The sequence below is a fragment of the Dysgonomonas sp. 520 genome (genome assembly GCF_010501095.1).
Taxonomy (GTDB): domain Bacteria; phylum Bacteroidota; class Bacteroidia; order Bacteroidales; family Dysgonomonadaceae; genus QVMP01.
Map to the genome: position 1 here is coordinate 1 of NZ_QVMP01000009.1, position 20,230 is coordinate 20,230.

21 protein-coding genes and 1 tRNA gene are annotated in these 20,230 nt (G+C 36.3%); 12 read left to right on the plus strand and 10 right to left on the minus strand.

The window, feature by feature from the left end; genetic code table 11:
- Positions 1 to 188: hypothetical protein (locus D0T56_RS16625; protein ID WP_221412340.1), on the plus strand; the 188-nt coding region annotated here is incomplete at its 5' end.
- Positions 189 to 273: 85 nt separating this feature from the next.
- On the opposite strand, the gene D0T56_RS06935 is transcribed toward D0T56_RS16625, so the two are convergent.
- Positions 274 to 783 carry an outer membrane protein gene (locus tag D0T56_RS06935; RefSeq protein ID WP_163319423.1) on the minus strand — a complete coding sequence of 170 codons (510 nt, stop codon included), beginning with the start codon at positions 781 to 783 and terminating at the stop codon, positions 274 to 276.
- A 209-nt stretch (positions 784 to 992) separates the two neighbouring features.
- The gene (locus D0T56_RS06940) at positions 993 to 2,744 is read right to left on the minus strand and encodes a cellulase family glycosylhydrolase (protein WP_163319424.1); all 1,752 of its coding nucleotides are present in this window, start codon (positions 2,742 to 2,744) and stop codon (positions 993 to 995) included.
- Positions 2,745 to 2,834: 90 nt separating this feature from the next.
- On the opposite strand from D0T56_RS06940, the gene D0T56_RS06945 reads away from it, so the two are divergent.
- The 6 genes from D0T56_RS06945 (at position 2,835) to D0T56_RS06970 (ending at position 8,071) form a co-directional block, all read left to right on the plus strand.
- Positions 2,835 to 2,908 (plus strand) — tRNA-Pro (locus D0T56_RS06945).
- A 747-nt stretch (positions 2,909 to 3,655) separates the two neighbouring features.
- Positions 3,656 to 3,976: a hypothetical protein gene (locus D0T56_RS06950; protein ID WP_163319425.1), complete on the plus strand. Its 321-nt coding sequence runs from the start codon at positions 3,656 to 3,658 to the stop codon at positions 3,974 to 3,976.
- Positions 3,977 to 4,096: 120 nt separating this feature from the next.
- The gene (locus tag D0T56_RS06955; RefSeq protein ID WP_163319426.1) at positions 4,097 to 6,274 is read left to right on the plus strand and encodes a TonB-dependent receptor; all 2,178 of its coding nucleotides are present in this window, start codon (positions 4,097 to 4,099) and stop codon (positions 6,272 to 6,274) included.
- 1 nt (position 6,275) lies between these two features.
- On the plus strand, positions 6,276 to 7,076 hold the full coding sequence (locus D0T56_RS06960; protein ID WP_163319427.1) for a cation transporter: 801 nt from the start codon (positions 6,276 to 6,278) through the stop codon (positions 7,074 to 7,076).
- A gap of 335 nt (positions 7,077 to 7,411) precedes the next feature.
- Positions 7,412 to 7,594: a hypothetical protein gene (locus D0T56_RS06965; RefSeq protein WP_163319428.1), complete on the plus strand. Its 183-nt coding sequence runs from the start codon at positions 7,412 to 7,414 to the stop codon at positions 7,592 to 7,594.
- A 75-nt stretch (positions 7,595 to 7,669) separates the two neighbouring features.
- Complete coding sequence (locus D0T56_RS06970; RefSeq protein ID WP_163319429.1) at positions 7,670 to 8,071, plus strand: hypothetical protein; 402 nt, start codon at positions 7,670 to 7,672, stop codon at positions 8,069 to 8,071.
- A gap of 216 nt (positions 8,072 to 8,287) precedes the next feature.
- Here the strand turns inward: D0T56_RS06970 and D0T56_RS06975 are convergent, their stop codons facing one another.
- The 4 genes from D0T56_RS06975 to D0T56_RS06990 form a co-directional block, all read right to left on the minus strand.
- Positions 8,288 to 9,157: a hypothetical protein gene (locus tag D0T56_RS06975; protein ID WP_163319430.1), complete on the minus strand. Its 870-nt coding sequence runs from the start codon at positions 9,155 to 9,157 to the stop codon at positions 8,288 to 8,290.
- A gap of 53 nt (positions 9,158 to 9,210) precedes the next feature.
- A complete protein-coding gene (locus tag D0T56_RS06980; protein WP_163319431.1) occupies positions 9,211 to 9,546 on the minus strand; it encodes an AlpA family transcriptional regulator in 336 nt (111 codons plus the stop codon).
- A gap of 214 nt (positions 9,547 to 9,760) precedes the next feature.
- A complete protein-coding gene (locus D0T56_RS06985) occupies positions 9,761 to 10,546 on the minus strand; it encodes a hypothetical protein (RefSeq protein ID WP_163319432.1) in 786 nt (261 codons plus the stop codon).
- Between the two features lie 25 nt (positions 10,547 to 10,571).
- Positions 10,572 to 11,864 carry a site-specific integrase gene (locus D0T56_RS06990; protein ID WP_185153855.1) on the minus strand — a complete coding sequence of 431 codons (1,293 nt, stop codon included), beginning with the start codon at positions 11,862 to 11,864 and terminating at the stop codon, positions 10,572 to 10,574.
- 374 nt (positions 11,865 to 12,238) lie between these two features.
- On the opposite strand from D0T56_RS06990, the gene D0T56_RS06995 reads away from it, so the two are divergent.
- On the plus strand, positions 12,239 to 13,027 hold the full coding sequence (locus tag D0T56_RS06995; RefSeq protein WP_163319433.1) for an aspartate dehydrogenase domain-containing protein: 789 nt from the start codon (positions 12,239 to 12,241) through the stop codon (positions 13,025 to 13,027).
- On the opposite strand, the gene D0T56_RS07000 is transcribed toward D0T56_RS06995, so the two are convergent.
- Positions 12,998 to 13,894: an NAD(P)-dependent oxidoreductase gene (locus D0T56_RS07000; protein ID WP_163319434.1), complete on the minus strand. Its 897-nt coding sequence runs from the start codon at positions 13,892 to 13,894 to the stop codon at positions 12,998 to 13,000. The two genes, D0T56_RS06995 and D0T56_RS07000, sit on opposite strands and share 30 nt — an antisense overlap.
- Before the next feature lie 77 nt (positions 13,895 to 13,971).
- Positions 13,972 to 14,115, minus strand: a complete 144-nt coding sequence (locus D0T56_RS16630; protein ID WP_221412341.1) for a hypothetical protein — start codon at positions 14,113 to 14,115, stop codon at positions 13,972 to 13,974.
- 182 nt (positions 14,116 to 14,297) lie between these two features.
- Here D0T56_RS16630 and D0T56_RS07005 point away from each other — a divergent pair, with 182 nt between their 5' ends.
- Complete coding sequence (locus tag D0T56_RS07005; protein ID WP_163319435.1) at positions 14,298 to 15,665, plus strand: MFS transporter; 1,368 nt, start codon at positions 14,298 to 14,300, stop codon at positions 15,663 to 15,665.
- A gap of 6 nt (positions 15,666 to 15,671) precedes the next feature.
- Here the strand turns inward: D0T56_RS07005 and D0T56_RS16730 are convergent, their stop codons facing one another.
- Complete coding sequence (locus tag D0T56_RS16730) at positions 15,672 to 15,794, minus strand: hypothetical protein (RefSeq protein WP_255491093.1); 123 nt, start codon at positions 15,792 to 15,794, stop codon at positions 15,672 to 15,674.
- Between the two features lie 222 nt (positions 15,795 to 16,016).
- Positions 16,017 to 17,015: a class II fructose-bisphosphate aldolase gene (locus D0T56_RS07010; protein ID WP_163319436.1), complete on the minus strand. Its 999-nt coding sequence runs from the start codon at positions 17,013 to 17,015 to the stop codon at positions 16,017 to 16,019.
- A 332-nt stretch (positions 17,016 to 17,347) separates the two neighbouring features.
- Here D0T56_RS07010 and D0T56_RS07015 point away from each other — a divergent pair, with 332 nt between their 5' ends.
- The 3 genes from D0T56_RS07015 to D0T56_RS07025 all read left to right on the plus strand — a co-directional run bounded on the left by D0T56_RS07015 (position 17,348) and on the right by D0T56_RS07025 (position 20,109).
- Entirely contained in the window at positions 17,348 to 17,986 is a 639-nt protein-coding gene (locus tag D0T56_RS07015) for a hypothetical protein (RefSeq protein ID WP_163319437.1), read from the plus strand.
- Between the two features lie 76 nt (positions 17,987 to 18,062).
- Positions 18,063 to 19,544, plus strand: coding sequence for a proline--tRNA ligase (gene proS, locus D0T56_RS07020; protein WP_163319438.1), 1,482 nt, complete (start codon positions 18,063 to 18,065; stop codon positions 19,542 to 19,544).
- Positions 19,534 to 20,109, plus strand: a complete 576-nt coding sequence (locus D0T56_RS07025; RefSeq protein ID WP_221412342.1) for a hypothetical protein — start codon at positions 19,534 to 19,536, stop codon at positions 20,107 to 20,109. The genes proS and D0T56_RS07025 overlap by 11 nt, the downstream gene beginning before the upstream one ends.
- The last annotated feature ends 121 nt before the right edge of the window (positions 20,110 to 20,230 follow it).

Genomic DNA, 20,230 nt, shown 5'->3' on the forward strand with positions numbered 1-20,230 from the left:
GATTATTTACAGAAGCCCTTTATTATTTTTTTTCATTCATTTTTAAACAGGCTCTAAAAAGTCTAGATGACTTCGATGTCAAAAATATAATTAAAAAATCTTTTTATCGCTTTTTGTGTTATAAAAATAAGGTTAGTTTGTTCCAAGATATTGCAAGTTCATATTCAATGATTAGTTTTTACGAATAAAAAAAACCGATGGAAATAAATCCATCGGCTCACAAAGATCAGTTAATCTACAATAAAATGTAAATTATAACCAAACCAAATATTATCAGAATCTGATACCATATCCGAGCATAATAACAGCGCAGTCGTTATCGCCGAACATGAATTTACCTTCGGCATTCAGATAATTTTTCGCATCCAGATTGTAACTAATGCCGCCTCCCAAGTTAAACGCAAGATCGGTAGAGCTTTTCGACTTCGTTCTCACTTCTATACCACCAGTATCAATAACAGTCTTTTTTCCCCAGAAGTTATTCTGCATACTGAAACCTACTAACGGATAGAAACTCAATTGGCTAGGTTTCAAATTAATGACATAATGAACGTTCAAGTTCAAATCCAATCCTGTAACTTTATTTTTCGGAAAAAACACCATAAGATCAGGTGCTATACGAACGTTATTCAGAAGATTGTACCTGAATTGAGCCCCTACTCCAAATCTTTCATAATCTGTCTGGTAACCGATATTAGCCAAAACTGACGTATTTCCTTTTTGTGCAGACATGCTAATTGATGCCGCAAATAAAACCGCTACTAAAAACAAAATCTTTTTCATAATTTTTCTTATTTTAATTTTCTAAATATTTCTGTTTTCATTAATAACTTTAACACGAACACCGGGTCGTTTGTTCATGTCAAGACATAATTCCTTTCAGAGAATCAATTACTTACTTATCAGTGTTATATATATACGAAGAAAGGATACTCGACCAAATCGAATACCCTTTCCGTAAATTTTTTATTAAAAATACTTCGCTACTCTCTCTATTTTTTACTTATTTCGATGGAGCTAAACTTAACTCCACCTTTTTCGAAATATACTCTCAATGTATTTTTCCCTTTATTCAGCGTCACTTTATTGAACGTTGATGTATGCCAGTTCAATTTGCTGCCGGAGGTTGATACTGTTTTTGTTCTTTTATTGTTCACCGACAAATAAACCGCTCCTGCCGTATTTTCCGCTATTGTGCAAAGATTTATACTATAAGTCCCTGCTTTCTCCACATCTATCGTATATTGCAACCATTCTCCGTCCTCTATCGAAAACACACAGAAACCGTTACCGAGATTTTTACAAGGCATAATATCCACGCCATCATTCCGGTATGCATTACCTTTGTTCCAAGGAGTATTTATACCTGTCGATGTTCTGTAATTAGCCGTATCTTTATCATAAAAAGCAAAATTGCAACGACCTAAATCGTAATCGGTTGCATAAACAGTAAGAGGGGAATTATCTTTCAGCAGATGTTTTGTATAGGGCATGGTTTCGGTTGTTTTGGTTTGCCTGAACAAAGCATCTATATAATCTTTCTTGAAAATCGTATTCTGAAGTTTTGTGTCTTCGGCTAACTTCATCAAACCCTTATAAGCGACATCTGCCGATGGCCTTTCTGCTTCACTTTTCCAATACTGCTTTATCAATTCATATTCTGCATTTGTAGGGATTACCATAGGACAACTGTTCGGCATCTTTTTATAATTCCACCAACACCACCCGATATTATTTTCCTCTAAAAGTTTTATGGCATCGGTATGCCATGTATTTGAGTTTTCGCCCGATTCGCTCAGCCAAAGCGGAGCGTTATTCTCTTCGCTGAATTTCAAATAACCGGCAATTTCACCCAAGGTATTATAATTCCAATATTTATGAATACTGATAACCATATTATCGTCCCAAAGCGGAAAAATTCCGTTGTAATTATTGCCCCAGCAATTACCCGAAATGACGATCATGTGATTTTTATCGACCTGCCTGATCGCCTTTGTTATCTCGATGTATAACTGCCTCAAAGGCTCGTTCAGTTTTTCTTTACAACCATTCAAATCTTCCGAGTCCTGAAATCCCCAGTTCGGTTCATTCAAAATATCGTATCCGCCTATCCATTCTTTATCTTTATATCGCTCGGCCAGTTTCTTCCAAAAAAGCACTGTATTCTCTTTATGCCGGGCACTATTCCACAATTTCACATCGGCTGCGTCGGATATGGCCAAATCATTGCCTTGCCCTCCGGGAGCTGCATGCAAATCGAGAATAAGATACATTTTGTTAGCTTCGCACCATGCAAGCAAAGAATCCGTCAGGCTGAACCCTTCTTCCAACCACTCAACTCCATTTTTAGACGGCTGCATGTATAAATTATAGTGCATTGGCAATCTGATACTATTAAATCCCCAAGTGGCTAATAAATCTATATCTTCTTTTTGCACACCGTTTTTCAACCATGCCGAATAGAACTCTTTGGTTTTATCAGCCCCGACCAGTTCTGATATGCGTCGTTTTATATCTGTTTGATTTTTAGAAATGCCCGAAAGTTGCATCATGTAAGGTTCTTGCAACATCCAACCACCCAACCCCATTCCTCGCAACAAAAATTCTCCGTCATTATCCACAATCCGTGTGCCCTCAGTTCTTAAAAAACCGGCAGCATATAAGTTCGTAATCGGGAAAATAGAAATGAAAATAGAGGTCAACAAAATGGTTTTTAATTTTCTAAATCTAAGTGTTTTTCTCATGATAGACTATGATTATTTGAAAAATTAGCTACTAAGGTAGAATAAAGCTTGCGATTATTAAAATATTATACTAATTTCGCATCACATTTTCGGGATGTAGCTCAGCCCGGTAGAGTACACGTCTGGGGGGCGTGTGGTCGCAGGTTCAAATCCTGTCATCCCGACTATTTGATAATCAAGAGGTTAGGCGCGCCGTTTAGCCTCTTTTTATTTTGCCATAGTAAAACATTAGTAAAACATTCAGCCAAAGATATTTTTAGTAAAACATAAAAAATGTGTTTTCAAATTTAGAGGGGTGAGAGAAAATCTCTTTTTGGGGGTGGCTTTTGGTCAAGTAGGTCATGGTTTTCAGCAGAGATTAAAGCAAAAACTACATTTATTGAGTAAAAAGCACTCAAAAATGGCAAAAACATACCATTTCCGAGTGCTTTTTGTTAAAAGTTTTTGTGTCGTATGAATCGACAACTCCCATAACCTTTTATATAGGGATTAGAATTAAAAAGACATGATTTTGATGTTAAATACTTACATTTTATATTTAAGGTCAAAAAGCAATGGAAAAACACTCAAATTTCAGCAAAAAACGTGCAAAATTAGCCTGTTTTCTTTAATTAAATTAGTCCTCTTATGTGTACCACATTCCCATAAATATTAGTAAGAAATTTATAGTTATATAAACAGTTTATTTTCAACAGGATAACTTCACTTGTGTCTGTTTAGAGTTTTTGACTATATTTCCCTCTTATTTTGGCTAAAAAATGACCTTTCTTTCTCTCTAATTATTTTTTTACAAATCATATATCAGGAGAATTGAAATAATAGTCAACATTCCAATCAATGATGCATACTCTCATTTTTAAGAAAATCAGATTCTTAGCTAATTTTAATCTAAATTTATATATCTTTGCAGCATGAAATATTTATCTCTAATATTATCCATCAGTGTGTTGCTGTTATCAGTAGTACCTTGTTGTTTAGAGGATAAATGTTTGTCTGCTTATACCGAAACCGTTGATACGGATGATGATACTAACAGTTGTGATGACTGTTCTGATAATAGTTGTTGTTCTCCTTTTTTGCATTGTAATACTTGTTCAGGATTTCCGGAAGCCCGTTACAACAATCCAATAGAAGTAACTATTACTTTAATTTCTGATTGCGAATTAGAATATATTTTAAGAAACGATCTTCCTGATTTTATTTCTTCAATCTGGCGACCGCCAAAAGCATAAATCAACTTTTAATTTTACAGGACATTTAGAATATGCCCTGCGTTTTTTGCGATAATACATTATTTGTAGTATCGTAACTCCTATATCATTTCAAATTGAAGATTAAAAAGAAGAATAAAAATGAAAACAAAAATTATACTGATGTTATTTTTAGCATTCAGCTTTTCCAATATTTTCGCACAAAACACACTTAGAGTCAAATTAATAGATTGTGATAGCAAAGAGATATTAATAGGTGCTAATATTGTGCTACAAAACACAACGAACGGTACATCTTCCGATACCGAAGGTTTGGCGGTTCTCTCCAATATTCCTGATGGAAAACATAAGTTTGAAATTACTTATGTGGGATATGAAAAAACCATCAAAGAGTTTACATTCCCTTTGGCTTCGGATGAAGTTATTGTTATCAGGGTTGAAGCGGACGAAGAAACATTGCAGGAAATAGTTGTTTCTTCGACAAGGGGAACACGTACTTTTAAAGATATTCCTACACGCATTGAATTTATAAATGCCGAAGAATTAGGCGAAAAAGGGGTTATGAAACCTGGCGATATACGTATGTTATTAAATGAAAGTACGGGTATTATGACACAACAAACATCTGCCATATCGGGTAATTCATCTATCCGTATTCAGGGCTTGGACGGTAGATACACCCAAATATTAAAAGACGGTTTTCCTGTATTTTCGGGTGCAGCAAGCGGATTAGGCTTATTACAGACACCGCCTCTCGATTTAAAGCAGGTTGAAATTATAAAAGGTTCTTCTTCTACCTTATACGGTGGCGGTGCGATTGCGGGTTTGGTAAACCTTATATCGAAAACACCTGAAAAAGAAAGGGATTTTTCAATACACCTGAACGGGACAACAGGCAAAGGACTTGATGTAAACAGCTTTTTCGGTCAGAAATTCAATAAAGTAGGTACTACCATATTTGCATCATATAACCGTAACTGGGCTTATGACCCGTCTGATGTGGGTTTTACGGCAATACCAAAGTTCGACAGGTTTGTTTTAAATCCGAAACTATTTCTATACTTGTCAGAAAATACAGATTTTAATTTCGGTATAAACTCTATGATCGAAAACCGTCTGGGTGGCGATATGGAGTATGTAAAGGATAAAGGGAACGAAGAACACTCTTATTTTGAACGGAATAAGACACAAAGGCATTCAAGCCAACTTACATTCGAACACCGTTTTGACAAACAAAACAGGCTGAATGTAAAAAACAGTGTAACATATTTCAGTCGTAAACTTGAAATTCCCGATTTTAAATTTGACGGGGATCAGTTATCGTCTTTCTCGGAGGTATCCTATATACATACAAAGGAAAAAACGGAATGGGTAGCAGGTGCAAATGTGTGGACGGATAAATTTACAGAAAAGAAACGGACAGATTTTCCCTTGCGTGATTACAACATGACTACTTTAGGTCTGTTTGTGCAAAACAACACCAAAATAACCGATTGGATGAATTTAGAAAGCGGATTACGTACCGACTATGTTACCGACTACGGTTTCGCAGTTTTACCTCGTATATCTTCTCATTTCAAGATTACAGAGAAATTTTCATCTCGTGTAGGCGGTGGATTCGGATATAAAGCACCTACTATCTTTTCGGAAGATAGCGAACGAATTCAGTTTCAAAATGTTTTACCAATAGATGATGACAGAAATAAACTGGAAAGAAGCTACGGGGCAAATGTGGATTTTACCTATAAAACAGGTTTGTTTAACGATCAAGTCTTTTTAAGTATAAACCAGTTATTCTTTTATACTTACCTGAAAAATCCGCTTGAACTTCAAGCTGCGGATAATAACCGTTGGCAGTTTAATAACATAGATGGTCATGTAGACAGTAAAGGTGCTGAAACCAATATGAAGATAAAGTATAAGGACTTCGGTTTGTTTCTCGGCTACACCTATACAGATGCTAAGGTTAAGGAAGATGGCAGAAGCTACCAAAAAACCTTAACTCCGAAACATAAAATCAATTCTGTATTAATGTATGAGGTGGAAGATAAATGGAAAATCGGATTGGAAGCCTATTATACAGGAAAACAAAATCTGAATGACGGCAAGAAAGGTAAGGATTACCTTATCTGCGGATTAATGATGCAACGGATTTGGGAAAAGTTCTCTATATATGCTAACTTTGAGAACTTTACCGACAGACGGCAAACAAGATTTGACACCATTCATACAGGTTCTATGACTAACCCTGAATTTCGGGATATTTACGCACCGTTGGACGGTTTTGTCCTGAATGCTGGGATTATAATTAAATTGTAGAATGATAAAAACAATTTTTAAAATTGAACAGATGGATTGTCCGAGTGAGGAAAACCTCATTCGGATGAAACTTCAAAACATAGAGGGTATTGCCAAACAGGAATACGACCTGAGAGGCAGGACACTGACCATTTACCATACAGGCGACTATCAAGCAATCGAACAGCAACTTGCGACCTTAAATCTCGGTTCACGTTTTATAGAAAGTTCAGAAACGACAGAAGAGTTTCAGGCAGAAGAAGATAATAAACAGCGTAAAGTCCTTTGGATTGTACTGGCTATCAATTTCGGTTTTTTCCTGATTGAGATGTCAACTGGTGTTATCTCTAAATCAATGGGATTAGTCGCTGATAGTCTCGATATGCTTGCAGATGCTTTTGTGTATGGTTTAAGTTTGTTCGCTGTGGGTGCAGCCGTAAGCCGTAAGAAGCGTGTTGCCATGATTTGCGGATATTTCCAGATCGTTTTGGCTGCAATCGGTTTTATAGAGGTCGTCAGGCGGTTTACAGGTGCAGAAGAAATGCCCGTTTTTCAAACTATGATAGGAATATCCGTACTCGCTTTGATAGCCAATGTTATATGCTTGCTTTTGCTTCAAAGGACAAAAAGCAAAGATGCCCATATTCAGGCAAGTATTATTTTTTCATCTAATGATGTAATTATAAATGCAGGGGTTATTCTTGCGGGATTCTTGGTATGGCAGTTAGATAATCAAATCCCCGACCTTATAATTGGTAGTATTGTATTCCTTATTGTAATAAGAGGTGCTTTGAGAATATTGAAACTCAGTAAGCATACTTAATTATTTTTTTCATCATAGATATTAGAAATTATTAGTTAAAATAGAATTAAAGATTTGTTAAATAATAATTCATTGTATATTTGTGAATGAATTAGCTATAAAGCGTTGTAACTATTCATTTTATTAAAATATAGGAGCGTTAGCTTTTATTCTTGTCTTAGAAAACGACCAATTTTAAAGACGCACAAGGATAATCGGTTGATGCCTACGTTTACGTGGGGTTAACTTGTTTGTGCGTAAGGTGCTTGGTCGTACCTCTAAGACAGACAGGTTACATCCCACGTTCCGTTTTCTATAACCTCTATTTTGGGATTGAATAGAACAAATTATTTATTATGAAAACTTTTAAACTTATTCTTGGGGTTATTTTAGCAATAGCCTCTTTAGTTACTCTTAGCCAGCTGTCAGGAGGTGATGCACAAGGTGCAGGTCTTGCAGGCTCTTTGACAGGATTTCTCTTAATCGGAGGTTTAGCTGCTTGGTTAATTTACAGTGGTACTAAATCCGACAATAAATGACCGACAAAATAAAACATTATTTAACTTAATTAAATCAATATGAAAAATCTATTTTTATTCATTACTCTATTTAGTATGTTATTTAGTTTCACATCTTGCTCCGATGATGACGATGATAATGGCGGTCAAGGTTCAGGAAGTTCCTCTTTAATCAATCCTCCAACTTGGATTATCGGCACTTGGATAGCTGATAATAATACTTGTAAGGCTGAATTTAAAACTAACAACCTACTTTTTACCGCTTTTGGAATGGGAGAAGTCACGGTTGACCTTGACAAAGAGTCTAAACAAACCTATTACACGGTGAAAGAGATCACAAAAACGAATTCGGAATATCAGATAAACAGCACCCTTGACAATGGAATAGGAACTTCTTATACTTCCGTCTATAGATTTAAGAAAATATCAGATACTCAAATTGTCTATTACAATCCTGTTGGAAATTCTTTTATAGAAATCACGATGAACAAACAATGAAAATATTAAATTTAAGGCTATTTAGAAGCGATTTAAGACACTTTCTTTACCCTTGCGAGGATTTGTGCATCTTCAATGAAAATCAAGTCTTAAAATGTTAAAATTTCACATTTATTGATAATTAAATAAAGAGGTTGATAAATTAAGTCTATCAACCTCTTTTTATTAGAAATTCCGTACACCTATATTATAGGAAAATATAATTAAATATTTTCATTAATAAGAATAATATCTTTCATCACTATATAGTAACTGTTTGAATTTTTCTTCAATGAGATGCCTTAGGTATTTTCTTCTCTTATCTAATCCATATTTGTGTATAAGGTATTCCAGTTCTTGCTTTGAACTCTTTCTTCTTTCATACTTTTTTTCATCAAGTAACTCTATCCAATATTGAGGGTGTGTATACAAAACCATTTTGCGTCTCGCTTTTTGTGGCATAGTCTTATTCCCATCAAACCTGTCAACAATTAAAAAATCGTCATATTTTTTTAATAAACTATGGAATAAGAATTCTAACTTATCAGTATCCAATAAATCTTTTAAAGACCTAATATTAAGCTCCTTTAATTCATCTGTTTTAAAACCTACTTCAAATCTTAAAATATTATCTTTTAACCCATATTGCAGAGACTTATCATAGATTTTTACATAATAATTATCAAGATCAAACCTCTTGAATTTCATAGATTTTTGATTTTTAGGGTCACGACAAGGCAATTTTAGTTTAAACATCAAAATAAATTTATCAATAAACCTATTTGGTTCCATGTCTAAATTGACATTAAACCCCATCTCGCAAATCGTCATTCTTGTTTTTGACAAATCATATTTCAAGCGTTTCTCTAAATCTTCTAATACCTCCAAAAGATTTTGATAAGTAAAATCATTGTAATTAAACCATTTGTCTTTTTCATTTTTGGATTTTCGACCTTTCATTGCATTATGATAAGAATGTAATGAACCTTCAAGATGAGTTCCCTTTTGTGTAGAAACTAAACTCATATTGTAAAGCCTTGCAATCTTTGTATTTTCTCCATCCTCCTTTTTTATTTCACGAATGGTAGACTTTCGTCTACCATCCATAAAATACTTATCTATAGAGGGTTTATCATCAAAGTATATTTTAATGAAATCTATCACGACACCCTCCTTTCCATATGATTGACAAACTCTGTATCTTTACGATTAAGATACTCTACCTTTGTTTCTACTCGACCAGAAAATACCCAGTCAAGAATTTCACTACGTTTGAAGTAAATCTTCTTTCTGCCCTGACCCTTATAATAAGGGACTTCATTATGTTGAATCATTTTATTAAGGGCATCCATTGAATAACCTGTCAACTCACAAAACCCATCTTTATCTAAAATCTCAGATTCCTCTTTGCTATCACTCGGAAAAAAGATTTTTAGCAAATCTATAAACTGCCTTACAGTCAATGCTGCTATAGGCAAATCATAATTTATAACCATAATAACTAAAATTTATATAATGTCTTTCCCTCGTTGGTCGACACAACGAGTTGTTTGACAAATACAAAAAAAGCCTGTGGTCGATGTTTTTTCCAAATTAAAGCTTAGAAAAAACAACTTTACAAACGCCTGTTTTTTAGATATTTACATGATATTAGGTAAGGAGATGACTGTGGTTGCTGTGGTCATTTTTTAGAAGAAAGGTGTATTGGGGTCATTCTATAATTTTTCTCAGTTCTTTTTCCCATTTGTCAGGAATATTAGCACCACTACATTCTGCTTTTGTATGTCCTATACTTTGTGCAGATAATGCATACCATTGGTCACCCATAAACGAAGAAAGTATATATATTAAATATTTCAGTTTAGCTTTTTTAGTTAACTTAAGTTTGTATATGAGATAAAAATCTGCTTTTCTTATGCAAAATAGAAATGTGTTTTTATCTACACTTATGGGAGAAAAGGCAATATGATCATCATCAATACAAAGGTCATATATTGCTTCTATTTTCGAATAAGTATCTGGTTTAAAAATTATTTCGTCAAATGGCTCAACAGATGTTTCAATTTCGTTATTATCAGAGAAATTGAGATTGTTAATCTCTGACAAAGAAGAAACAAAAGCCTTTTTCACTTTATCTATAGCATTGTTAATTACATCTGGAGGAAAAGTGTTGAAACCTATGTATACTGAAAAGTTCGGGTCTCCTGGCTGAGCATCATTCTGACGAGTAACCAAATTAGGAGTAACCATATATAGAACACTCACATTTAACAGTTTTATTCTATCTGCAAGAAGTTTATTCTTTGTTGTTATCGTATATTTTGTAGCTTCTATAATGAGACCTGCAATATCTTCTATATCAGTAATTGTAGAAAGAGATAAGCCTAAATTATTTTGAATTGAATCTTTAACAAAGCTCAATAAATCTTCTATTTTAGATAGTTTTCCTTCTATTTCTCTGTTCAAATCTGGATTCTGCTTAATTTCTTCGTTCATGATATTTTAAGATTAATGCCTAAACTTACAAAACTTTTGCAGCTTCATCAATAACAGAACTGCCAAAACTATCGAGATATGTATTTGTCGTTTGTAAATCGTTATGTCCCAGAATCTGACTTATAACTTCACGAGGTATATTATTTCCTTGCAGTGTCATAGCCATTGTATGACGAGAAACGTAGCTTGTCAGGTTAATATCTTCCATTTCTAATTCTTTTGCTAACAGTTTAAGCGAAGTTGAATATTTCTTATATCTATAGCGAATGTGTTTGTATAGTTTCTCATCCGTATATCCTTCTATCGAAACAATCGGCAGAATATAATGTGGAACTATTTTGGTATTATTCTTAAACCATTCGATAAGACTTGATATTTCATCTGTGATCTTTATTTGAATAGGAGATATTTTTCTCTGGGTCTGTGTCTTTTGACGTTTGTATACTATATAACTGCCATTTTCATACCTGATTATATTTTTGCTTTGGAGTTGAGCCATATCAATAAAGCTAATACCATAGCAGTAATAGGAAAACAGAAATAGTTTTCTTGCTGTCTCTGTCCTGATGGATTTACCTTGACACTCTTTTAGTTGAGTTAAATAAACAGATGGCAAATACCGCTTTTCAGTTTCTTCTTCTAAATCGGCAATACTAAAACCATTCTTCCCGAATGGATATGTAGAAGGAGAGCCTTCATTTGCTTTTATAGCCATATTTAGAATTGAGCGTAAAGTTTTCATATAATATTTACGAGTATTACCAGCATTCCCACTTCTTAAGGTCTTTTTCCCTTTCTTTGTAGTTGTTATTCGTGGCTTTTGAAGCCATATATCAAAGTCTATTACATATTTCAAGTCTATTTCACTAAATATTCTCTCTCCGAATTTTTTGTCATATAATTGCAATATATGTAATGTGTTAGCATAAGTGTTAGCATTTCCTGTATGTCCCGTTTCCTTAAGTTGACTTATGGTTTTTTGAAAGTAATCTTGTATTTTTCCTCTTTTGGCTCTGTTCAAAAACTTTTCTTCAAATTGATTTAGAGTCCAATCAGTTCTATTTCGTTCAAAGTCTGATATTATATCATTAGCTCTGTTCTCATATTCATTTAAGAGAATATTATACTTTTCATAATCGGCAGTCAGCCTTTTATCCTTTTTGTACCGTTCGGCATCTTTATCCCATTGTTTTTCTGTCGCAGATAAACCAAAAGAAAAATATTTTGGCTTTCGATTCCTTGTTATACGAAGTCTGACAGGATAAGTTTCATCAGTATTCTTTTGATGTGTCCACAGAATAAATTTAATGTTAGCCATAATAGTAAAACAATAGTAAAACATTTATTACAACATGATACAAAATGATTATCTTTGCATCATTGATTATCAGATGTAAATATAATGAAATACAACGAAATACCAAAACAAAAGTATATAAAACTCACCTCTGGGGGGCGTGTGGTCGCGGGTTCAAGTCCCGCCATCCCGACCGATGAAAATCAGTCACTTACAAACAATATGTAAGTGGCTGTTTTATTTTACTGACGGATTACTGATGTTTTTTTATCCGCTTCCGAATTTTCAATCATTTATTTTCAGTGTAATACATTTCGATGTGCAGAGATAGTGATTCTTATCCCTAATTTTTATAATCTTAGGAGGTTATAGTTTAATAAAGTATATTTGCAGGCATGAAAAAGTTAGTAATTGTAGGATGTGGACGGCTTGCCGAAATAGTTGCGGATGCCGTTATTAATGGAGTATTGTCCGATTATGATTTAGTGGGTGCTTATTCTCGTACACCATCTAAGGCAGAGCATATGGCTGTCAAAATGCAGCAACACGGAAGAACTTGTAAAGCATGTACAACACTTGATGATTTGCTGGCATTGAAACCTGATTATCTGGTTGAAGCTGCGTCGCCTGCTGCCATGCGCCAAATAGCCTTGCCGACATTGAAAAACGGGACATCTATTGTAACCTTATCTATTGGAGCTTTAGCCGATGCCGATTTTTACGAAGAGGTAAAAAATACAGCCAAAGCCAATGGTTCTCGCGTATACATTGCCTCGGGTGCTACGGGAGGCTTTGATGTATTACGGACTGCGGCCTTAATGGGTAATGCTTCGGCCAAATTTTTCAACGAAAAAGGAGTACGTGCGCTAAGGCGTTCGTCTGTTTATAATGAATTGCTGGAAACGGAAAAACGCATTGTTTTTTCAGGAACGGCAACAGAGGCTATCGGTACATTTCCCACAGGACTTAATGTAGCGGTTGCAGCTTCGCTGGCCTCCGTTGGTCCCGAAAAAATGCAGGTGGCTATGCAATCTACACCCGGTTTTGTGGGCGACACACAACGGGTTGAAATAAAAAACGATCAGGTACATGCCGTAGTGGATGTATATAGTGCTACGCCCGAAATTGCGGGTTGGTCGGTAGTGAGTACACTGCTAAATATCGCTTCTCCGATTGTATTCTGACAGGTTTGCCAATACTTTTTCGCTTAGCCGGTCGAATGCCTGACGTGTTCGCCCGGTTGACACTTGCATACAACGCACATGAGGGTGCGTGAGGAGGTGTTTGTCACCCAATGCTCCTAACGTATCGCAAAAACAAAGGTTATTCTCATTCAACCATTGGGTAAACGGAGTTTCGTCCCATGCGGGTGATAGTCCGGTATTGAATAGTATCTTTTTGTTGCCAAGCTGCTCAAATTCGGCTTTGTGCAGTAGAACCGTATTTTTGTTGAGGCAGCAGCAAACAACTTCACTTTGTTCAAGTAGTTCGCTTAATGGCAAAAAACTATACCCTTTGGCTTTAGCTTCTGCTTTTTCGCTACGGGCAAAATAGGAAATGTCGGCTCCGAAAAACTTCAAGGCATCGGCTATCATACCTCCCGATTTGCCAAGTCCAATAATACCGGCTTTCAAACCGGTTATTTCGCGGGGCATATCGTCCCACGGTTCCTGTCCGAATCCGTGCAGGCAACGCACCAGTTCGCTAATTACATATTCTACCACACCTTCGTCGCCGTAGTCACGTATTCCGGTTACTGTAATGCCTCGTTCGTTGGCATACCTAATGTCTACATTTGCACTTTCGGGCGAATATAACGAACAGCACATGCCAATGTATTTTACATTCGGACATTTTTCCAGTGCATATTGGTTGATGCGCGAAGTATAACTTAAAAGTACTGCATCGGCATCGCCAATACGTGCTGCAATTTCGTCGTCGTTTGCAGGTATATTGTTGTGCATAACAACTTCATTCGCAAAGGAATGTAGTGCTTCTTCGGCTGATGGAATCAGGCTTACAGGCTCTATGGCTACAAGTTTTCGGAACATGATATTTTTATTTAAAGAGCATAAAGTTAACGAAAACATTCGGGGTTTTCAAAACAAACCGGAAACCCCGAATGTTTTTATATTTCCAATAAAACAGGCTTATTTGCAAGTTCGTATTGTTCATTAAGCATTGAGGCGTTCACGAAAGTTGTATTGTCAATCTTTTCTATACCTTTTTCCACTCTTTTTTTTGCAGTCCTATCACTATTAATGATTATCATAACGCATAGTGCATTTAGAAGATAATAGGCTTTTTGGGAGATTTCTTTTGTTTAGAAAAATCGAATCAAGTAATATATTAATACGAATCATGGATAAGAAAACCGGGCACATCATTCTTTTTTACTAAATTTGTCCGTTTTTTAATCTAAATAGGAAAACACAATAAAATAACTTAAATATTATGACTGAATATTTGCAAAGAAAATTAAGCGACTCAAAAGCTGCCAGATGGACAGTTTTGTGTGTTGTAGCTTTCACTATGTTCTGTGGCTATTTTATCACAGATATCATGGCTCCATTGATGGAAATGTTAAGTGCCGAATTCAACTGGACAGCAAGTGAATACGGACTATTCAATATGGCCTATGGTTGGCTCAACGTTTTCCTTTTTATGCTGATTTTCAGCGGTATGATTCTTGATAAATTCGGAGTGCGCATAACAGGTATAGGAGCCTGTATATTGATGATTACAGGATGTGCCATAAAATATTATGCAATATCAAATACTTTTGCAGGAACACTTTTTGGCGTGAAAATGCAGGTTATTATTGCTTGCGTAGGATTTGCTATATTCGCCTTAGGTATTGAAACTGCAGGGATCACCGTTACGAAAGTTATTGTACGTTGGTTTAAAGGTCACGAAATGGCATTGGCTATGGGAATACAAGTTGCAGTGGCCAGATTGGGAACCGGCTTGGCTATGGCAACCACAATACCGATGGCTAAACACTTTCAAAGTCTTTCAATGCCCATCCTTATCGGGTTAATAGCTTTATGTATCGGACTTATTGCATATCTTGTTTTCTGTGTAATGGATCGTAAATTGGATGCTTCGATAGATGCTAATGATGAAGATAAAGAAGAGCCGTTCAAAGCAAAAGATATACTTTCGATCATTAATAATAAAGGATTCTGGCTTATAGCCCTTTTATGCGTGTTGTTTTACTCGGCTGTATTCCCTTTCCTTAAATATGCAACCGCATTGATGATAAACAAATATGAGGTGAAATCATCCCTGGCAGGATTAATTCCGGCAATTCTTCCATTCGGAACGATCTTACTGACACCTTTATTTGGAGGTATTTATGATAAAAAAGGCAGAGGCGCAAGTATAATGATGCTTGGTGCGGCTTTACTTATAGTTGTTCACTTCTTATTTTCGTTGCCTCTACTCAATTTCTGGTGGTTTGCCGCATTCCTTATGATTCTTCTAGGTGTTGCATTCTCCTTGGTTCCGTCTGCTATGTGGCCTTCTGTGCCAAAGATTATACCCGAAAATAAAGTGGGGACGGCTTATGGTTTAATTTTCTGGGTACAAAACATCGGATTAAGCCTTGTTCCTCTTCTTATAGGTTGGGTTCTGGAAAAATTTTGTATCATAGGAACTAAGGTGGGCGAAAACGGTAAGGATGTTCCTGTATATGACTTTACTCTTCCGATGATAATATTCACTTGTTTTGGTATTTTGTCATTTTTCATTGCAATAATGCTGAAAGCCGAGGACAAGAAAAAAGGCTACGGTTTGGAAAGACCGAATATGAAAGAATAAAAATGATTATACTTCTGAGCTAATAAACGAGGTGATGTTGTTCCAAACATCACCTCGTTTTCTGTCTATAAATGCAGGAAGAATCCAATCGGCATTAGTTTCTGTTATATGGAAAACAAAATATACCATTGAAGTCATCTAGACTTTTTAAATTATACTTAATTTTTGAGTTTTTGTCATGTTGAACGTAGTGAAACATCTAAAAAACAGATCCTTCGATACTCTCAGGATGACAAAATTGAATAAAACGAAAAAGTCTAGACGGTTTCATTCTAAATAATGGAATAAAAAAAAGGTTCGACTCAGAAACGAGTCGAACCTTTTGATATGCTTAACTTAATCAAGTGCTGATTATTCTGCTTTTCCTGCACTACCAAGCACAGCTTCAATTTTATGCTTGTATAGTTTTTTCATGTTTTCACGAGCAGGACCTAAATATTTACGAGGGTCAAACTCTGCCGGTTTATTAGCGAAAACTTCACGTACGGCTGCAGTCATAGCCAAACGGCTGTCTGAGTCGATGTTGATTTTACATACCGCCGATTTTGCAGCTTTGCGCAATTGCTCTTCCGGAATACCGATTGCATCTTTCAATGCACCGCCGTATTTGTTGATTGTAGCAACTTCTTCCTGAGGAACTGATGATGCTCCGTGCAATACGATAGGGAATCCGGGAAGTTCTTTTTCCACACCTTCCAATATGTCGAAACGCAATGGGGGAGGAACCAATACACCGTTTTCGTCTGTTGTACATTGCGCAGGTGTAAATTTGTTTGCACCGTGAGATGTACCTATCGAAATTGCCAACGAATCGCAACCCGATCTTGTAGCAAAGTCTACCACTTCTTCAGGTTGTGTATATGTGTGGTGTTCGGCAACTACGTCATCTTCAATACCTGCCAATACGCCAAGCTCTCCTTCTACTGTTACGTCAAATTGGTGAGCATATTCCACAACTTTCTTTGTAAGGGCAATATTTTCTTCGTAAGGGAAGTGAGATCCATCAATCATTACTGATGAAAAACCAGAGTCGATACAAGCCTTACATGTTTCGAAAGAATCGCCATGGTCAAGGTGAAGTACGATCTGAGGTTTTTCCCAACCCAAACTTTTTGCATATTCCACAGCTCCCTGAGCCATATAACGCAACAAGATAGGGTTTGCATATTCACGGGCACCTTTCGATACTTGAAGGATAACAGGCGATTTTGTTTCTGCCGCAGCTTGTATGATAGCTTGCAACTGCTCCATGTTGTTGAAGTTGAATGCCGGAATAGCATAACCTCCTTTAATAGCTTTTGCGAACATGTCTTTTGTGTTCACAAGTCCTAGGTCTTTGTAATTTACCATTGCTAATTAAAATAATTTATTTGTAATTAATAGATTTCCTAAATAAAAGTGGCTACAAATGTACAAAAAATAAAATGAATAAAGCTCGCCTTTTTTACGTAAAAATGATGTAAATGATAAAGTGTAAGATGTCTTTTATACAAATGTTTGCAATCTGTCATTTATATGTTACAAAATCACATCTATCCGTATTTGTGTTTTTCGAGAGATAATTATTTGGCATTCCATCCGGCAAATCTGTGCGTGTTGGCGATCTTCAAATACTGCCGGCATATTTAACAAAAAATGATTTTAACTTGTTATATTTACAAGATATAAGAAAAATACTAGAAATGAGAGATTATAAGACATTCTTTTTGAAAGAAAAAAATGAGTCGTGGAGATATGCCTTGGATAGGTATAAAGATTTCCTTAATTCGGATATGAAGAACTATTCCGGGAAGAATGACTACTCTTACCGGTTTATCGACAATTCGTCGTATCAGTTTCATCTGAGGCCGAGAGTGCCTCAATCCGTTATGACTGATTTTACGAAAGAAAATGACATGAAAGTTCCTTTTCCATTGATAAATATGATGTGTAATTACGGAACATTCAAGATAGGATCGGGCATAATGGAGGTGTTTGACGATAAAATGTTTCGTAATCTTTCGGAGATGCTGATGTATTGTGGGGCGGCAAGTTTTATCAACAGTATAGGGCTAGGGGTATTGACTTCGCTCAATCAATATTACTATTTTTTCGGAATCAGTTTTCCTGAATCGGAAGAACCTAGTTTCTTGTATTTCAATAAATCAGGATATTTTGGGAAAATGACATTTGCCAGGAATAACCCCGATTATGTGTTGAAAAAAATACTTCCGTCCATGTTCAACGGAAGCATCGAGCGATTTACGCTGGATAGCCTTATTTCTAATCAGGTAGACCGTGTTATAACCAGTGCATTGGTTGTTCGGGGATATATTGATTAAAATGCCGATATTATCATCTTTTTTCTTAAATTTGCCGATCAAATAAAAAAAATCTAGTCTTTTAAGATAAAAAGGTATGGCAAAAGAACTTAAAGAGTTGACTTCCCGTAGTCAAGATTATAGTCAATGGTATCAAGATTTGGTAATTAAAGCCGATTTGGCCGAAAATTCGGCAGTAAGGGGTTGTATGGTTATTAAACCCTATGGATATGCGATCTGGGAAAAGATGCAGCGTCAGTTGGATGATATGTTCAAGGAAACAGGTCATGTGAACGCTTATTTTCCTTTGTTTATACCTAAATCTTTTTTGAGCAAGGAGGCCGACCATGTGGAAGGTTTTGCCAAAGAGTGCGCAGTGGTTACACATTACCGTTTGAAAAACGATCCTGAGGGTAAGGGAGTTGTTGTTGATCCGGAAGCAAAACTCGAAGAAGAGCTTATTGTACGTCCTACGTCCGAAACAATTATCTGGAACACATACCGCAACTGGATACAATCGTATCGGGATTTGCCGTTGCTTATCAATCAATGGGCAAATGTTGTGAGATGGGAAATGCGTACACGCTTGTTCTTGCGTACAGCCGAATTCCTTTGGCAAGAAGGGCATACGGCACATGCAACCAGCGAAGAGGCGGTAGCGGAAGCTCGTCAGATGTTGGATGTTTATGCCGAATTTGCCGAAAAATATATGGCTGTTCCTGTTGTGAAAGGAGTGAAATCGGCTTCAGAACGTTTTGCAGGAGCGGTAGACACTTATGCCATTGAGGCATTGATGCAAGATGGAAAAGCCTTGCAAGCCGGTACATCTCATTTCTTGGGGCAAAATTTTGCCAAAGCATTTGATGTGAAGTTTGCCGACAAAGAAGGAAAACAAGAATATGTTTGGGCTACATCGTGGGGAGTATCTACCCGTTTGATGGGAGCTTTGATAATGTCTCATTCCGATGACAACGGATTGGTTTTACCTCCAAAACTGGCGCCTTATCAGGTGGTGATTGTTCCTATTTATAGAAGTTTGGAGCAATTGTCGGAGATCGACGCTAAAGTGGATGGTATCGTTAAGTCGCTTCGGGCGTTAGGTATCAGTGTTAAATACGACAATGCCGATAACAAAAAACCGGGTTGGAAATTTTCGGAATATGAATTGAAAGGTGTGCCTGTGCGCTTAGCTATGGGTGGGCGTGACATGGAGAACAACACTGTTGAGGTTGCCCGTCGGGATACGTTGACAAAAGAAACAATTTCTTGCGATGGTATAGATCAGTATATCAAGAATTTGTTGGACGAAATACAGGAAAATATTTATAAGAAAGCCTTTGACCTTAGGGCAGAGAAAACCATTACGGTAGACACTTACGACGAATTTAAAGAAAAAATAGAGGAAGGCGGATTCATTCTGGCTCATTGGGATGGAACTCCTGAAACTGAAGAAAAAGTGAAAGCCGAGACTAAGGCTACTATCCGTTGCATACCTTTGGAAGGGGACAAAACTCCCGGAAAATGTATGGTTACAGGCAAACCATCGGTTCAACGTGTGCTGTTTGCCCGTGCATACTAAGAAAATACAATATCAAAAATCAATACTGGCACAATTCGGACAAGTTCTGAATGGTGCCGGTTTGCTTTGGGGCGTGGGTGCATCGGCTATGCTATATCGTTATGGCTTGGTCGATTTGCCAAACGATATAGATATTATAGTTGCCGAGAAAGATATAGAGAAAGCCGATGAAATCCTTTCTTCGTTTGGGCGGAAGAGGCTGGAATATGAAGACTCGGATGTGTATCTTACGGAATATTTTTATGAATATGAACTGCCCGGTTTAGACGTCGATCTGATATCCGGTTATAAAATTGTCTTGCCAAACGGAGCCTATTCGTATCTTTTTGATGAGCAGTCCATTTCCGTGAAATGGGAGGTGAATGGTGTGATGATACCTTACTCTGCCATCGAAGAATGGTATGTGCTTTATCAATTGATGCCAAACAGGGAGCAGAAAGTGAGGTTGATAGAAACATATTTCGAAAAGAATGGGATTTCATATCCCGATTTATTGAAGAGGATGTTATTGCAGGATTGCGTTCCGCCTGATATTGTTGCGAGAACAATGAAACTTTTGAGGTAAGTTTGCAGGTAAATTTCACATTTACAGATAGCTTTATGTTTTTAAATATGTTTAGAGGGTACTCTTTGTACTGTCATAATTGTACCTTTGTTAAAACTTAAAATCGGGTAAATTTAGTTCT

Excerpts from the sequence above, each read along its gene's own strand:
- D0T56_RS06935 (WP_163319423.1), bottom strand. The coding sequence starts at position 783 with ATGAAAAAGATTTTGTTTTTAGTAGCGGTTTTATTTGCGGCATCAATT.
- D0T56_RS06940 (WP_163319424.1), bottom strand. The coding sequence starts at position 2,744 with ATGAGAAAAACACTTAGATTTAGAAAATTAAAAACCATTTTGTTGACC.
- D0T56_RS06950 (WP_163319425.1), top strand. The coding sequence starts at position 3,656 with ATGAAATATTTATCTCTAATATTATCCATCAGTGTGTTGCTGTTATCA.
- D0T56_RS06955 (WP_163319426.1), top strand. The coding sequence starts at position 4,097 with ATGAAAACAAAAATTATACTGATGTTATTTTTAGCATTCAGCTTTTCC.
- D0T56_RS06960 (WP_163319427.1), top strand. The coding sequence starts at position 6,276 with ATGATAAAAACAATTTTTAAAATTGAACAGATGGATTGTCCGAGTGAG.
- D0T56_RS06965 (WP_163319428.1), top strand. The coding sequence starts at position 7,412 with ATGAAAACTTTTAAACTTATTCTTGGGGTTATTTTAGCAATAGCCTCT.
- D0T56_RS06970 (WP_163319429.1), top strand. The coding sequence starts at position 7,670 with ATGTTATTTAGTTTCACATCTTGCTCCGATGATGACGATGATAATGGC.
- D0T56_RS06975 (WP_163319430.1), bottom strand. The coding sequence starts at position 9,157 with ATGGATGGTAGACGAAAGTCTACCATTCGTGAAATAAAAAAGGAGGAT.
- D0T56_RS06980 (WP_163319431.1), bottom strand. The coding sequence starts at position 9,546 with ATGGTTATAAATTATGATTTGCCTATAGCAGCATTGACTGTAAGGCAG.
- D0T56_RS06985 (WP_163319432.1), bottom strand. The coding sequence starts at position 10,546 with ATGAACGAAGAAATTAAGCAGAATCCAGATTTGAACAGAGAAATAGAA.
- D0T56_RS06990 (WP_185153855.1), bottom strand. The coding sequence starts at position 11,864 with ATGGCTAACATTAAATTTATTCTGTGGACACATCAAAAGAATACTGAT.
- D0T56_RS06995 (WP_163319433.1), top strand. The coding sequence starts at position 12,239 with ATGAAAAAGTTAGTAATTGTAGGATGTGGACGGCTTGCCGAAATAGTT.
- D0T56_RS07000 (WP_163319434.1), bottom strand. The coding sequence starts at position 13,894 with ATGTTCCGAAAACTTGTAGCCATAGAGCCTGTAAGCCTGATTCCATCA.
- D0T56_RS16630 (WP_221412341.1), bottom strand. The coding sequence starts at position 14,115 with ATGATAATCATTAATAGTGATAGGACTGCAAAAAAAAGAGTGGAAAAA.
- D0T56_RS07005 (WP_163319435.1), top strand. The coding sequence starts at position 14,298 with ATGACTGAATATTTGCAAAGAAAATTAAGCGACTCAAAAGCTGCCAGA.
- D0T56_RS16730 (WP_255491093.1), bottom strand. The coding sequence starts at position 15,794 with ATGGTATATTTTGTTTTCCATATAACAGAAACTAATGCCGATTGGATT.
- D0T56_RS07010 (WP_163319436.1), bottom strand. The coding sequence starts at position 17,015 with ATGGTAAATTACAAAGACCTAGGACTTGTGAACACAAAAGACATGTTC.
- D0T56_RS07015 (WP_163319437.1), top strand. The coding sequence starts at position 17,348 with ATGAGAGATTATAAGACATTCTTTTTGAAAGAAAAAAATGAGTCGTGG.
- proS (WP_163319438.1), top strand. The coding sequence starts at position 18,063 with ATGGCAAAAGAACTTAAAGAGTTGACTTCCCGTAGTCAAGATTATAGT.